General features: G+C 43.8%; 15 protein-coding genes. 13 read left to right on the top strand and 2 right to left on the bottom strand.

Going from position 1 to position 14,780, the window contains the following annotated elements; all coding sequences use genetic code 11:
* Nucleotides 1–24: 24 nt before the first annotated feature.
* The 12 genes from POF51_RS18810 (at nt 25) to POF51_RS18755 (ending at nt 10,780) form a co-directional block, all read left to right on the top strand.
* Complete coding sequence (locus POF51_RS18810) at nt 25–480, top strand: tellurite resistance TerB family protein (protein ID WP_069845765.1); 456 nt, start codon at nt 25–27, stop codon at nt 478–480.
* A gap of 348 nt (nt 481–828) precedes the next feature.
* Nucleotides 829–2,034 carry an HpcH/HpaI aldolase/citrate lyase family protein gene (locus POF51_RS18805; protein WP_069845763.1) on the top strand — a complete coding sequence of 402 codons (1,206 nt, stop codon included), beginning with the start codon at nt 829–831 and terminating at the stop codon, nt 2,032–2,034.
* The gene (locus POF51_RS18800; protein WP_271755892.1) at nt 1,967–3,343 is read left to right on the top strand and encodes a phosphoribosyltransferase family protein; all 1,377 of its coding nucleotides are present in this window, start codon (nt 1,967–1,969) and stop codon (nt 3,341–3,343) included. The genes POF51_RS18805 and POF51_RS18800 overlap by 68 nt, the downstream gene beginning before the upstream one ends.
* Nucleotides 3,344–3,403: 60 nt before the next feature.
* Nucleotides 3,404–4,501 carry a cysteine protease StiP family protein gene (locus tag POF51_RS18795; protein ID WP_069846574.1) on the top strand — a complete coding sequence of 366 codons (1,098 nt, stop codon included), beginning with the start codon at nt 3,404–3,406 and terminating at the stop codon, nt 4,499–4,501.
* Complete coding sequence (locus POF51_RS18790) at nt 4,498–5,304, top strand: HAD family hydrolase (protein ID WP_017250919.1); 807 nt, start codon at nt 4,498–4,500, stop codon at nt 5,302–5,304. The genes POF51_RS18795 and POF51_RS18790 overlap by 4 nt, the downstream gene beginning before the upstream one ends.
* A 160-nt stretch (nt 5,305–5,464) precedes the next feature.
* Entirely contained in the window at nt 5,465–6,073 is a 609-nt protein-coding gene (locus POF51_RS18785) for a TerD family protein (RefSeq protein ID WP_017250920.1), read from the top strand.
* Between the two features lie 45 nt (nt 6,074–6,118).
* Complete coding sequence (locus tag POF51_RS18780) at nt 6,119–6,700, top strand: TerD family protein (RefSeq protein ID WP_017250921.1); 582 nt, start codon at nt 6,119–6,121, stop codon at nt 6,698–6,700.
* Between the two features lie 36 nt (nt 6,701–6,736).
* A complete protein-coding gene (locus tag POF51_RS18775; RefSeq protein ID WP_069845761.1) occupies nt 6,737–7,321 on the top strand; it encodes a TerD family protein in 585 nt (194 codons plus the stop codon).
* A 70-nt stretch (nt 7,322–7,391) separates the two neighbouring features.
* On the top strand, nt 7,392–8,630 hold the full coding sequence (locus tag POF51_RS18770; RefSeq protein ID WP_069845759.1) for a TerD family protein: 1,239 nt from the start codon (nt 7,392–7,394) through the stop codon (nt 8,628–8,630).
* A gap of 55 nt (nt 8,631–8,685) precedes the next feature.
* Nucleotides 8,686–9,381: a TerC family protein gene (locus POF51_RS18765; protein ID WP_017250924.1), complete on the top strand. Its 696-nt coding sequence runs from the start codon at nt 8,686–8,688 to the stop codon at nt 9,379–9,381.
* A gap of 115 nt (nt 9,382–9,496) precedes the next feature.
* Entirely contained in the window at nt 9,497–10,516 is a 1,020-nt protein-coding gene (locus POF51_RS18760) for an ATP-grasp domain-containing protein (protein WP_069845757.1), read from the top strand.
* Nucleotides 10,517–10,543: 27 nt separating this feature from the next.
* The gene (locus POF51_RS18755) at nt 10,544–10,780 is read left to right on the top strand and encodes a DUF4275 family protein (protein WP_271755888.1); all 237 of its coding nucleotides are present in this window, start codon (nt 10,544–10,546) and stop codon (nt 10,778–10,780) included.
* A gap of 66 nt (nt 10,781–10,846) precedes the next feature.
* On the opposite strand, the gene POF51_RS18750 is transcribed toward POF51_RS18755, so the two are convergent.
* Together POF51_RS18750 and ytvI are read right to left on the bottom strand one after the other, a co-directional pair.
* The gene (locus POF51_RS18750) at nt 10,847–12,073 is read right to left on the bottom strand and encodes a pyridoxal-phosphate-dependent aminotransferase family protein (RefSeq protein WP_069845755.1); all 1,227 of its coding nucleotides are present in this window, start codon (nt 12,071–12,073) and stop codon (nt 10,847–10,849) included.
* Between the two features lie 92 nt (nt 12,074–12,165).
* Nucleotides 12,166–13,197, bottom strand: a complete 1,032-nt coding sequence (gene ytvI / locus POF51_RS18745) for a sporulation integral membrane protein YtvI (RefSeq protein ID WP_069845753.1) — start codon at nt 13,195–13,197, stop codon at nt 12,166–12,168.
* A gap of 263 nt (nt 13,198–13,460) precedes the next feature.
* Here ytvI and POF51_RS18740 point away from each other — a divergent pair, with 263 nt between their 5' ends.
* A complete protein-coding gene (locus POF51_RS18740) occupies nt 13,461–14,735 on the top strand; it encodes a cation:dicarboxylate symporter family transporter (protein ID WP_069845751.1) in 1,275 nt (424 codons plus the stop codon).
* Nucleotides 14,736–14,780 lie beyond the last annotated feature (45 nt).

Below are 14,780 nucleotides of genomic sequence, written 5' to 3'. Positions count from 1 at the left end.
AAAATTTTTAATGGAGGTAATAGGATGTCAATGACGAGTACGTTCACAAACTGGTTGAAATCGACAAAAGTTGGTTTGCAAGAGCAAGTGAAAAAGTTTCAAAACCGAGATTTTCTAGATGCAGTGGTAGCAGGCTGCGCATTGGTAGCGGCTGCCGATGGCAGTATTGATTCCGCAGAAAAACAAAAGATGGCTGCTTATATTGGAAGAAGTGAAGAGTTAAAGGTATTTAACATGAATGATGTCATTGCGAGATTTAATCACTTTGTATCTGGCTTTGAATTCGATCACGGTGTCGGCAAGATGGAGGCATTGAAAGTGATAGGAAAATATAAAAATAATGCTGAGGCTGCGCGTATTGTTGTCAGTGTTTGCTGCGCAATTGGTTCCGCGGATGGTCATTTTGATGAACAGGAAAAATCCGTTGTTCGAGAGATTTGTGGGGTTGTTAATCTCAATCCAGCAGAGTTTCAGCTATAAAAAAGAAGGGCGCCTGATCGGTAGCCCTTCTTTTTTTACTTTTTCGCTCCAAATAGATTAAAGATAGAGGGAGACTTAAATTCTTCAGGTCCAACATCCATTTTAAAACTTCCTATTCCAGCGTCATCAAAAAACAAGAAAAAATGACATTGTTTTCGTAATTTTTGTCGAAATTTAATTCGTTTCATATCGACATTTTTATTATACTGGAAAGAGTAAGTTATATTTACAGTTGTTTTCTCTATTGGATGTAATGTTATTTAAATGTGTATTGCTTCCAAATGATAATGGTATGGATAGATTAGGAAAGGGGCGGGGTTTTTACTATTGTAGTAAAAACGTTTATTCATGAGACATTTCGATTATTTGAGTGCAGAAGAACGCGATGAATTATTTTATGGAAAACCGGTTTCGTTTAATAGAAACACGGAGAAGGAAATCCTTTCCTGTAGTCTGGGAGCCACATTATACATGCCTGCAACGAAGGCAACGATTTCTCAAGATATCGTTCGAAAGAAGCATGAAGGTCTTGTTTCGATGGTGGCTTGTCTGGAAGATGCAATCGGTGATCACGAAGTTGTGGAAGCGGAGCAAAGCTTGCTTAAACAATTTGCTACCCTGGCACACCAGCTGCGACTCGGTGAACTGGATATCAATGATGTTCCTCTTATTTTTATTCGGGTTCGGGACGCAGCCCAAATGAAACGTATAGCAGATACGCTGGGTGAAGATCTATATGTGCTCGCTGGTTTTGTTTTCCCAAAATTCACGAGCAGAAATGGCGAAGAATATTTTTCCATTCTCCATTCGATTAACGCCCCTCTTTCTTTTACGGTTTACGGTATGCCTATTCTGGAATCTGCTGAGGTTATTTATAAAGAAACGCGAGTGGACGAGCTTGTTTCGATTCGTCAAATTTTAGATAAATATGAAGATCTCGTTTTGAACGTCCGGATGGGTGCTACTGATTTTTCCAGCCTGTTTGGGTTGAGAAGGGGACCCGATGTGACTATCTACGACATTTCTACGATTCGGGATTGTATTAGTGACATGGTCAATATTTTTACCAGAACCGAAAAGGGGTATGTTCTCTCTGGACCGGTTTGGGAGTACTTCACTAATGGGGATCGACTGCTCAAGCCGCAGCTAAGAGAGTCGCCTTTTGAAAAACAGCTTGGTGGCGTACAAGGAAGAAAACTGAGATTAAAGCTTTTAAATAAATTCGAAGACGGACTGATAAAAGAAGTGCTCCTAGATAAAGAGAATGGATTGACGGGCAAGACCATCATTCATCCAAGTCATATCAAAATCATTCATTCTCTCTCTGTTGTTAGCCATGAAGAATACGAGGATGCCATGAGCATCCTGCAAAGCAATTCCAACGGAGTACTGAAAAGTCACTTTTCCAACAAAATGAATGAAGTAAAGCCGCATACTAATTGGGCAAAAAGAGTTTTGGTGAAATCAAAAATTTATGGGGTGTATCATGGACACAACAACTTTATCAACCTCTTGGCAAAATCCTCCAAGATACAGCTTCAATATTCTCGATAGTTTGGAAGTGGAAGTGATTGTGGAGAAGAATCCATTTGAGCTTCCACTAGAGCTTCTTTTCGGAATGGCAGGTCGGATTAATAAGAAGAGAGGCTTTTTGTTCGTAAGTAAGGTACTAGGAAAGCATATTCCAGTCATTCCGGCTGTATCGTTGGTGAGTGGTGCTTTACTAGGTACGCGTTTTTTAGAAGCCTACTATGGTCAGCAGGTGGATACTGCTCCACTCGTTCAAGGCTTGATGAATCAAGAGAGAAGTCAAGAGGTCTTCCAGCAACTGATGCAAAAGCGATTTGAACTGCCTGAGCAGGTGCTTTTTATCGGCTTTGCCGAAACTGCAACGGGCCTCGGTCATTCCATGTTTAGCTGCTTTCAGAACAACGCGTACTATATCCATACGACAAGAGAAATGATTCAGGATATACAGCCATCAATTACGTTTGAAGAGGAGCATTCTCACGCAGTGGCTCATCTTATGTACCCTCGTGAGGACCACTTGTTATCCACAGATGCGCCGATTGTTTTGGTAGATGATGAGATCACTACAGGCAAAACTGCGCTCAATATCATTCGAGAAATACAAAAGAAGTATCCTCGTAGTCATTACATTGTGGCTTCCTTGCTCGACTGGCGATCTGATGAGGATTGTCAGCGATTCAGGGAGTTACAAGAGGAATTAAACATCACAATTACTAACGTATCCCTCGTGAAAGGACAAATCAAAGTGGAGGGAGCACCGGTTGAAAAGAATGATAATGAAGAAAAGAGTATTGTTGAGCGAACCAGCAGCTTCCCTAAAATTATACAAATGGATGGGGCAGAATGGCCCCGTTTGAGCTATACCTCTATGGATTCAAGCGACTTTCCTAATCAACGGCCGTATTTGTTGCAAACGGGACGTTTTGGGATGATAAGCTCGGATCAAAACTTGCTGAATACGTACTGCGAAAAAACGGGAATCGAATTAGGCGCGTATAGGAGCGGAAAAACTTTATGCATGGGGACAGGCGAATTTATGTACATCCCAATGATGATTGCGGCGCATATGGGTGATGACGTTTGGTACCAGTCGACCACAAGAAGCCCGATCCATCCTTCTGAGATGGAGAAGTACGCAGTGAAAAATGCATTCGCCTTCTCTTCTCCTGATGACCCGCTTGTACCGAATTTTTGTTACAACATCCCTGATAACTACTATTCAGATGTATTCGTATTTTTTGAGCGAGGGACGACGGGAGAGCGATTGCGCTCCTTTTATGACGTGGTGAATAATCTTTCCATCCCCAATAAATATATCGTATTTTTCGGATAAAGGTGGCGTAGACTCTTGAATTTACAGTCTTTACAACGCGTAATCCAAGAACCTTCACCAATGGGCAGCTACCCTCCAGGTGATGTGACATTTCTGCTTAAAGAGATAAACGGATTGATAAGGGAGACAGAGACAGAGGATCGTGAGGAATTAATTCAGACGGGACACCATTACTCAGAGATGCTACCGATCGAATACCGTCCAACAAAAGAATATATTGAATTGTTCCATCAAACCTTACAAACATCAGCCAAAAAGGTTGCATTGGCAGTTGCCATCGTAGCAGAGCTGATTAAGGCTACGAAGGGAAATAATGTAGTGATTGCCTCACTTGCCAGGGCAGGAACGCCAATTGGCATTTTAATAAAAAGGTATCTGGAATCCATTCATCGGTTACATATTCCACACTATAGCATCTCTATTATCCGTGGAAAGGGCATCGATGAGAATGCTCTTTTGTATATGCTAGACAAGCATCCAGGAGCCAAAATTCAGTTTGTGGATGGATGGACGGGAAAAGGTGCGATTACGCGGGTGCTGCAAAAAGCGATCAAATCCTTTAATGAAAAGCTGGGAACGCATCTTGATGACGATCTGGCAGTATTGGCTGATCCAGGTCATTGTGTGAGCAAGTTTGGAACACGGGAAGATTTTCTTATCCCGAGTGCATGTCTCAATTCTACGGTATCAGGCTTGGTCAGTCGGACTGTTCATCGCCAGGATTTAATCGGACCTACAGACTTTCACGGGGCGAAATACTATCGTGAATGGTTGTCTGAGGACGTATCCAATCTTTTTGTTGATACCATCGCTAAACATTTCCACGAGCTGGCAGACACAGCGAAGCAACAGTGCAGCATGCACTTGATTCAAGATGAGGAGCAATGGATCACATGGAGTGGCGAACGTGATATCCAGCGAATACAACAGGATTACAAGATAAATGATATCAATCTAATCAAGCCTGGAGTGGGAGAGACCACTCGTGTCCTTTTGCGAAGAGTTCCGTGGAAAATCCTTGTGAATCGAATGGATAATCCTTATTTAGCCCACATTCTTTTGCTGGCCCATGATCGCGGTGTACCGGTTGAAGAACGTTCAGACCTTTCCTACTCTTGTTGTGGGATCATTCGTCCACAGGGGGAGGATAACCGATGATCTTTGCCAGTGATCTTGACCAGACGTTGATATATTCGGAGCGATTCTTAACGGACCCGACGCTGCAGGTACGCTTAATCGAGCAACTGGATGGAAAGCCAATTTCGTATATGACAGAGCGGGCACTATTGCTACTGCAAGAGATCCATAAGCACATGCTGTTTATTCCAGTGACTACGAGAACGATCGAGCAATATAGGAGAATTACGGTATTTCAGAACGAGCTGCGGCCTGCGTATGCGGTCACGAGCAATGGTGGGAATATCATCCGTAATGGGGCTGTCGATGAGTCGTGGAACAAAAAAATTCGTGAGCGTATAGAGGATGAGTGCATATCCATCACGGATATTTTGGCGCGTTTTGAAGACATAAAAGACTCAAGCTGGATTCTCAATGGAAAATCGGCAGAAGATCTGTTTCATTATTTCATCATCGATCGCCAAAATATGCCAACAAGCGAATGGGACGGTTTTGTGCAATGGATGGAGCAAGGCAATTGGACAGTATCCATCCAGGGGAGAAAGCTTTATTTTGTGCCAAGAGCCGTGAATAAACGCGATGCAGTCCTCTATGTAAAAGACATCGAAAAGAGGACAGAGATTTTCGCATCGGGAGACTCTTTGCTCGATTTGCCTTTGGTGTCCTGCACGAAAAACTCTCTGATTCCTTCTCATGGGGAAATCTATCATCTTGCTCAAATATCAGCACAAGACACACCGTTTCAGTTTACAGCTAAGAATGGAATACGAGCGTCAGAGGAAATTCTTGACTGGGTAATTGAGCAAATAAAGATAACACGTTAAATCTGTAAAACGTTATTACTTGTCAAAATATTGCACATATCGTCGATTTTACGGGATTCATGTAGATATTTTGGTAGATTTATGAAATAATAGTGATGTCTAAAAAATTTTACTTCATTACATGAATCTGTAAAATTTTAATGAGGTTGGGAGGTAGAACATGTCAGTAGTCAGTTTGCAAAAAGGTCAGAAGATCGACCTGACAAAAGGGAATGCAGGATTAACTAAATTGTTAGTTGGTCTAGGCTGGGACCCGGTCAAGAAAAGTGGCGGGTTGCTTGGAGGCATTTTTGGTGGCGGGAGTAACGCAAACATCGATTGTGACGCTTCCGTAATTATGCTCGACCAGAACGGGAAAATAACTAAAGAGAAGAACCTTGTTTACTTCGGCAACAAAAAAAGTCAATGCGGCAGCGTATCACACTCAGGAGATAATCTCACCGGAGATGGTGAAGGTGATGATGAGCAAGTGAACGTAGACTTGAGCCGAGTACCCAATGATGTACATAAATTGGTGTTCGTTGTGAATATTTACGATTGTGTGAGTCGTCGCCAAGATTTCGGGATGATCGGCAATGCGTATATTCGCGTAGTCAATGCTTCGAACAATCAGAATTTGTGCAAGTTTAATCTAACCGATAATTATTCGGGAAAAACTTCGTTAATTATAGGAGAACTATACCGTTACGATGGTGAGTGGAAGTTTTCTGCGATTGGCGAAGGGACGACAGACACAGCTATCTCCCAACTTGTAAGAAGATATAGCTAATTTGAAAATTTTTAAAATGAATGAAATATAAGGAGGTTTTTTAACATGGCAGTATCTTTGCAAAAAGGTCAAAAGGTAGATCTCACGAAAACGAATCCTGGTCTGGTTCAAATTCAGGTAGGTCTTGGTTGGGATACAAACAAGTATGACGGAGGACAAAGCTTCGACCTCGACGCTTCTGTATTTCTCTTGAATGATGCAGGAAAAGTACTGGATGACCAACACTTTATTTTCTTCAATAATGCAACTAGCCCTGACGGTTCCGTTGTGCACTCTGGTGATAACCGCACTGGCGAAGGGGAAGGCGACGATGAAGTAATCAATATTGATTTGTCCAAAGTATCGGCTAGCATTCAAAAAATCTCTTTTGCTATCACGATTTATGATGCGCAAACTCGTAACCAAAACTTTGGACAGGTTTCCAACGCTTATGCACGCGTGGTAAATCCTGCAAACAACGAAGAATTACTCCGCTATGATTTGGGCGAAGACTTCTCTATCGAAACTGCGATTGTAGTTGGAGAGCTGTATCGTAACGGTAGCGAATGGAAGTTCAGTGCAATCGGTTCTGGTTACAAAGATGGATTGGCAGGACTCGCTCGCGATTTCGGAGTAAACATCGGATAAGAAGCATACAAACCACAGATGAAGGATTGAATTTTTATGTCAGTTATTAGTTTAACTAAAGGTCAGAAAATTGATCTTACAAAAGGCAATCCGAATTTAACAAAAATCGTTGTTGGTCTTGGTTGGGACACAAATAAATACAGTGGCGGACAAGCTTTTGACCTCGACGCAGCTGCTTTCCTTTTGCGTACAGGTGGAAGAGCGTCCGGGATTCAAGATTTTGTCTTTTACAACAACCTTCAAGGCGGGAATGGATCGGTGGTTCACACTGGTGACAACCTGACTGGTGAGGGTGACGGCGACGATGAGCAAATCAAAGTGGATTTGAAGGCTGTTCCAGCTGACATTGAAAAAGTAGCGATCACGATTACGATTCATGAGGCTGATATCAGAAACCAAAACTTTGGACAAGTATCAAATGCGTTTGTTCGAATTATAGATGAAACAACAGGCAGAGAAGTTCTGCGCTACGATCTTGGAGAAGATTTTTCTGTAGAAACGGCAATTGTTGTTTGTGAATTGTATCGCCATCAAGGCGAGTGGAAGTTTGCAGCAGTGGGTAGCGGTTTTTCCGGTGGTCTACGAGCGTTAGCCAATAACTTTGGTTTGCAAGTTTCATAATTTCCAGAAATGGGTGCTAGTAATTGCGCTAGCACCTGTTTTCTGACCTTTGAAATAAAGGGTGATCGAAATGGGAATGACGACGATTAAGGGACAAAAAATCGATGTAACGAAGTCAAATCCTGGACTTTCCAAAATTACAGTGGAACTGAGCTGGACTGCTAACGATGGGCTTGACCTGGATGCTTCGGCTTTCTTAATCGGGAAAAGTGGTAAAGTTAATAAAGAAGAAGATTTTATTTTCTACAGCAACCCCAGATCAACGAATGGCTCTGTATCTCTTCTAACAGGATCGAGCGAAAGACAGCGTTTTGACATTGATTTAATGAATGTACCACTTGATGTAGAAAAGATCGCTTTTACTCTTACCATTTATGATGCGGTTGCACGTAATCATTCATTTAATCGTGTTTCGAGTCTTTGTCTTCGTATTCTAAATCCTTCTACTAACTCTGAAATTATTCAATTTCCGCTCGATAGTTTTACGATTGAAAATGCAATTGTGGCAGGAGAGCTATACAGACATCAAGGACAATGGAAATTTAATGCGATTGGCAGTGGCTTTCATGGCGGTCTGGCAGCTTTGTGCGGAAACTTTGGGATCGAGGTATCCCAAGAAAAAACGCCGGAGTCGAAAGCGCCAGAACCAAAACCTGCACCGAAACCCGAACCGAAACCCGAACCCGTCGTGTCTACTTCTCCCCCTATTTCGATCACAAAAATTGAGTTGAAGAAAAAGGGAGAGGCAATTAGTTTAAAGAAAACCTCAGCAAACCTGGGGCAGCTCTTAGTTAACCTCAACTGGAATAAAGGCACAAAGCAGAACACGGGCTTTTTTGGTAGAAGCAAAGGAATTGACTTAGACCTTGGCTGCCTTTATGAATTATCAGATGGATATAAAGGGTGTATACAAGCATTAGGTGGAAATCTTGGCAACTACCGCGACTTTCCTTATATTGCATTAGATGGGGATGACCGCACAGGCACCCGATCAGAAGGAGAGAATCTACGTATCAACGGAAATAATGTCAAGGAATTCGAACGAATCCTAATCTACGCTTTTATTTACGAAGGTGTTGCCAAATGGGCAGAAACCGATGGTGTGGTAACGATTACGCAAGCTGACAATCCAGCCATCGAAGTGAAAATGGATGTGCATGACCCGCGTAAAGGGGTGTGTGCCGTAGCGATGATTGAGAGACAAGGTGATACGTTCAATATCAGGAGATTGGTTGAATACTTCTCCGGTCATCAGGAGATGGATCGTTACTACGGGTGGAATATGCGCTGGACAGTCGGTTCGAAATAGCAAAAGATACAGTTACTATTTGCGGACATCATTAGAAATGGAGTGAACTGTATTTATGGAAATGATAGCTGATTTTTTAGTTCAATCATGGAGCGCGCTACTAGCGATCATCCTGATTGACATCGTGTTGAGCGGAGACAATGCTGTTGTAATTGCAATGGCAGCGAGAAATCTCCCGAAACAACAACAGAAGAAGGCCATTTTTATTGGTACTTTTGGTGCGATTGCGCTACGTATTGTTTTTGCTGCGATGGTGGTCTGGCTGATTCAAATTCCGCTTTTAAAAGCAATCGGTGGTTTACTGCTTCTTCAGGTAGCCTACAAGCTGTTAGCTGCTGATGAAGGCGAGGACAACATCAAGAGTGGAACGACCTTAATGGGTGCAGTAGGGACGATCATATACGCAGATGCGTTGATGAGTTTGGACAATGTAATCGCGGTTGCAGGTGTGAGTCACGGAAGTATTACGTTAATCGCAATTGGTGTACTTGTCTCGATTCCGATTATCCTGATCGGATCGGCATTTATTTTGAAGGCTTTGGAAAGATTCCCAATCATCGCTTACATTGGATCGGGAATTCTGGCTTGGACTGCTGGCGATATGATTGTGAAAGACAAAATCATTCAAAATTATATTTCTAGCACAGTGGGTCTGATTATTACCATCGTTTTAACGGTCGCTGTCATTCTGGCTGGGTGGTTGAAAAGTAGAAAAAGCAAAGAGGAAAAATCAGAAAAAGCTGTTGCCTAGTTTTTGATTGTGTGAAAAGTGGTAAGTCCATAAAGAAGATACATGATAAGAGCGAGGTCATTGCGACTTTCGCTTTTCTTTATAAATAATGAAGAGTTGAAGGGAAGAACTTCTCATGAAGAAACGCATTTGGTTTAATCGTACTTTCTCTACAGCGTATCATTTTATTGATATGATTCGTACAAATCCGGACGGTTTAGACTTTGAGTTTTATGTCACTCACCCAAAACGGTATAGCGTGATGCTGCAAAATGCTGATGTTGCAGAGATTGAACCAAGCTTGCCAATTCCAGAGTATATTGAATACTGCGTGCAGTTTTGTCAGAAGCATCAGATCGATATCTTTTTCCCGAATTATAGACTGGTGGAAATTGCAAAGCATTTAGATCGGTTTGAACAAGTAGGCACATCTGTTCTAGTATGCAAAGATGCCGACTTATTAGAAACCGTATCAGACAAAGGAAAGCTCTTTCAAGCCTTGAGGGATACCCCGGGATTACACATACCTGATTATTTCATTGTCAACACAAGCGAGCAATTTAAGATTGCCTATGAGAAGCTAAGAGAAAAAGGTCATAAGGTCTGCTTTAAACCTGCTAGTGGCGAAGGAGGAGCGGGTTTTCATATCATCGAAGAACACATGAATCCCCTAGACAAGCTGCTCGGATCAAGCAACCAAACGATCGCCATCGATGAAGTTCTGAGCATCATAGGGGATCAAACCGTAGATGACATCATGGTCATGGAGTATTTGGATGATTGGGAATACAGTATTGATTGCCTGGCAACAGAAGAGGAGTTAATTGCGATCGTACCACGGAAAAAAGTAGAAGGACGAATTCGTTTGCTAGAGGAAAATCAAGCACTTATAGATCTGGCAAAAGCAGTCCATGAACAGCTGCGACTTCCTTACCTTTTCAACGTTCAAGTAAAGTACAAAAATGGTGTGCCCAAATTATTAGAGATTAATCCGCGAGCGTCAGGCGGTTTGCATTCTTCATGCTTATCAGGTGTGAACTTCCCTTATCTTGCTGTGAAACTTCTACTGTCGGGGAAGGTTGAGGTAGCTGCACCAAAATTCGGGGTGTATGCGACTCATATTGAAAAAGAGATTGTATTACGACAATTGTTATAGAGAAAACTAACAAAGTGGAGAGTCTACATGGATTTAATGGATATGCTAATAAACAAAAAAATCAAGTTCCGTCCCATCCCTCAGTGGGGAACGTACCTTCGAAGGGAATGGGAGAACACAAATAAATTTGACCCGAACAAGATCGTAGACCGGGCAACATATGAGGCACCGATGCAGCAGCCAATGGGTATTCGACATGTGCTGGTCAACGGGAAGATCACCGTGTCAGATGGGCGTCTTACAAATGTGACCAGTGCACGGTAATTCGCAATCAGTTGTGAACATAATAAAAGCCGCTCGGGTATTATATTGACCCGGCGGCCTTTGTTTTTAGCTATGATAAATATCTAAAGCAGCTTGTACAGCCCGTCCTGCATGCACACGCGCTCCATGTCGGATGAGAACCGCTTCCAACGCCCCTAGCACATGCAAAATATTTTTCTTGCGGCAGCTGTAGCCCATTGTGCCAATCCGCCAGATTGTCCCTTTTAGCGGCCCAAAGGAACTGGCAATTTCAATATGAAAATCCTCGAGCAGCATAGCGCGGACTGACTCTCCGTCCAGTCCCTCAGGAATTTTGATGCAGGTCACGACGGGAAGCTTGCAAGCCGGATCGCCGTAGAGCTGCAATCCCATCGCCAATACACCAGCGACCAAGGCTTGTTCATGCAAGCGATGTCTGGCGAATCTTGCTGCCAGACCTTCCGTGAGGGCAATGCGCACTCCCTCGCGCAAGGCGTATAGCATCGTTGTCGCCTCCGTATGGTGGTTCAGCCGTGCAGGTCCCCAGTAATCCATGAGCTGGCTCAAGTCAAAATAGTTGCTGCGGATTGTTCGGGTTTGAGCAGATTTTGGAGTAGAGGGATCAGCGAGTCCACGCTCGATCTTTTTCCGCTGGAGCAAGAGCGCTTCGACACGAGAATTAAACGTGATAGGAGCCATCCCAGAGGGGACAGACAAGCATTTTTGCGTGCCGCCAATGCATGCGTCGATATACCAATCGTCTACCTTCACTTCTGTCCCGCCGATCGAAGCGACAGCATCGACGACAAATAGGACATCCATCCGGCGGCAAGCTTCTCCGATTTCCTTCAAAGGCTGAACGCATCCGGTGGATGTTTCGCCGTGAACCATTGCTACGATTTTCGGCTGAACTCGCTCGATTTCGGCAATGACGTCCTGCGGTTCAAAGACACTTCCCCAGCGCGTTTCCATCGTAATTACATCTGCTCCGTACCTTTCCGCAATCTCCGTGAGCAAGTGCCCGAAGCGTCCATAAATGGGCACAAGCACCCGATCGCCTGGTTCGATTATGCTACACAAAACGGCCTCAATGCCCGCCCGGGAAGTTCCGTCAATAGGGAATGCCCAATGATTGGATGTCTGAAACAATTTCCGAAGCATTTCCATTGTTTCGTTCATAATGTTCGTGAATTCTGGATCGAATTGTCCCAAAATGGGTGAACCCATCACGCGAAGAACACTAGGCTCGGCCTCGACGGGCCCTGGCGTCATGATCGTCCGTTGTGAGGTGGTCAGTTCTTTGTATGCACACATAAGCGCTCCCCCAGCTCTTTCTATATTAACGGCCGCTTTTCCGATTCATCACCGGAAAAAACGGCCGTAGCACTACCTATCTTTTGTGCCCTTCAAAAATCTATTTTGAAATTCAAGAATCCAGCTTTCCGCAGCGCCTCATAGATGATGACGAGCGCTGGACCGAGTATCAGCCCGAAAAATCCCATCACCTGAAATCCGAGGAACAAGCTGACAAGAGCGGCAAGAGCACTAATTCCCAGATTAGATGCGAGTACCTTTGGCTCAATAATGCGGCGGACGACCGTAATCACGAGGAAGATGACGATCAGGCCGATTGCCAAAGAAGAGTTGCCCATCAAGAAGTTGTATATGGCCCATGGAACGAGGAACGAGCCTGCGCCCAATATGGGGAGAATATCGACGAAAACAATCATGAGCGAAATGACGGCTGCATACTTGACCTGCAAAATGAGCAATCCCAAAAAGGACAGCGTGAACGTCATCAGGCTCAAGATGATTTGGGCACGTAGAAATCCAACGGTGGCACGGTTCAATTGAGAGATAACCACCTCAACCTTTTCACGAGCAGATACCGTGAACATTCTCATGAAGCCCGCACGCAATTTCGGTAAATCGAGACTGATCAAAAACAAGGCAACCAAGTAAATAATCGTGGAGATCAAAAAGCCCGGAACGATGGCTGCCACACCGAGAATACCTTTGGCAACCGTGGAGGCTGAAGTAAGCGCCCAGCTCTTGAGACCAGCGAAGACACTCTGGATTTCCGAGACGGTTTCGGCAGGTAGCGACTCATAGTAAGTTTCCCAGCTCATCAAATAGGATTCGACCAACTCGAAAATATGCTGCGAAAAAGCTGGTAATCGCTGAGCCAAATCAATTCCCTGAATCACGATCTGCGTACCGATCCAGTACAGCACGATTCCAAAAGAAATGAGGAACAGGAAAAAGGATGCGATTACCGCACTCATCCGGTTCATTCGTAGCCTTTTGATAAGAAACAAGACGAGCGGCTCAACCAGAATTGCTGTTAACAGTGCTAGCAAAAAGGGAACGGAGTAAGGTAAAAGAAACAACCCGACTGCCAGAACCAGTAGCAGGATAATCATTTTCCGAATCGTCATGACTGCGCTCCATTCTTAATGAAGAATCGCTGAAAATTGATTCCCTTATTTTATCATTTTTCCAGAAGCGAACACAATGAGCCCAGTAATATCGCGATTCGATAGCGTATTATCAGAAAAAATAAAGAAATGAAAAGAATATAAAAAAGGGGAAAACACAAAAAGTCATGATATGATTCTCACCTATATACCACACAAGTTTGATGCGTGTAAGCATATCGACTTGAGAGTCACATCTTAATCTTTCATAGCGAGGTGTCAGAATGAAGCGGTTTGGATTAGCGATGCAGATTGTCGTCGGTCTCATTCTGGGTATCCTGGTGGGTGCTATTTTTTACGGCAACCCGGCAGTGGCGACCTATTTACAGCCTATCGGTGATATTTTTCTCCGATTGATTAAAATGATTGTCGTTCCGATCGTTGTTGCCACGCTTATTGTGGGCGTAGCAGGCGTAGGTGACATGAAGAAGCTGGGCAAAATCGGTGGTAAGACAATTCTGTATTTTGAAATCGTTACCACGATTGCCATTATCGTTGGTCTTTTGGCGGCGAACATCTTTCAACCAGGTGTCGGTGTGGATCGAACCCTTCTTACCAAGACCGATATCCACAAGTATGTAGACACGGCAGAAACGACACAAAGCCACGGTATGGTGGAAACATTCGTCAATATTGTGCCAACCAATGTGTTTGATTCGTTGGCTCGTGGCGACATGTTAGCCATTATTTTCTTCTCCGTTCTGTTTGGACTTGGTGTAGCAGCAGCAGGAGAAAAAGGAAGGCCCGTTCTCAACTTCTTCAATGGGGTTGCAGACGCGATGTTCTGGGTTGTAAACACAATCATGCGTTTTGCTCCGTTTGGTGTTTTTGCACTGATTGGTGTTACCGTTTCCAAGTTTGGTTTGTCATCGCTCATTCCATTGGGCAAACTGGTTATTTTGGTTCACTTTGCCATGTTGTTCTTCATTTTGGTGGTATTGGGCATCATCGCACGTATCAGCGGAGTCAAAATCACTTCCATTCTGCGTGTACTGAAGGACGAGCTGTTGTTGGCTTACTCCACTTCCAGCTCCGAGACTGTATTGCCTAAAATTATGGAGAAAATGGAGAAAATGGGCTGTCCGAAGGCGATCACGTCTTTTGTTATTCCGACAGGCTACTCCTTCAACCTGGATGGTTCCACACTGTACCAAGCACTGGCTGCTCTGTTCATTGCGCAAATGTATGGTATTCACATGCCAATCAGCACACAGATCACGCTGATGCTCGTACTGATGGTTACGTCCAAAGGGATCGCTGGTGTACCGGGAGTATCGTTCGTAGTACTGTTGGCTACGCTCGGCTCTGTAGGTCTCCCAGTAGAAGGTCTTGCTTTCATCGCCGGTGTAGACCGTTTGATGGATATGGCTCGTACAGTTGTTAACGTAGTAGGTAATGCGTTGGCAGCAATCGTGATCTCTCGTTGGGAAGGTCAGTTCGACAAAAAGAAAGCAGACGATTATGTTCAGGCAGTAAAAGCCGATCCGACTGCTGCTTAATAGAAGCAACAAAAAGTTTTTAAGAAGCCTCCTGTCAGTGAATGA

The organism is Brevibacillus sp. AG (genome assembly GCF_028369215.1).
GTDB classification, from domain to species: Bacteria; Bacillota; Bacilli; order Brevibacillales; family Brevibacillaceae; genus Brevibacillus; species Brevibacillus porteri.
The sequence above is the reverse complement of the archived record's forward strand: the minus strand, read 5'-3'. Positions and strand labels throughout refer to the sequence as shown.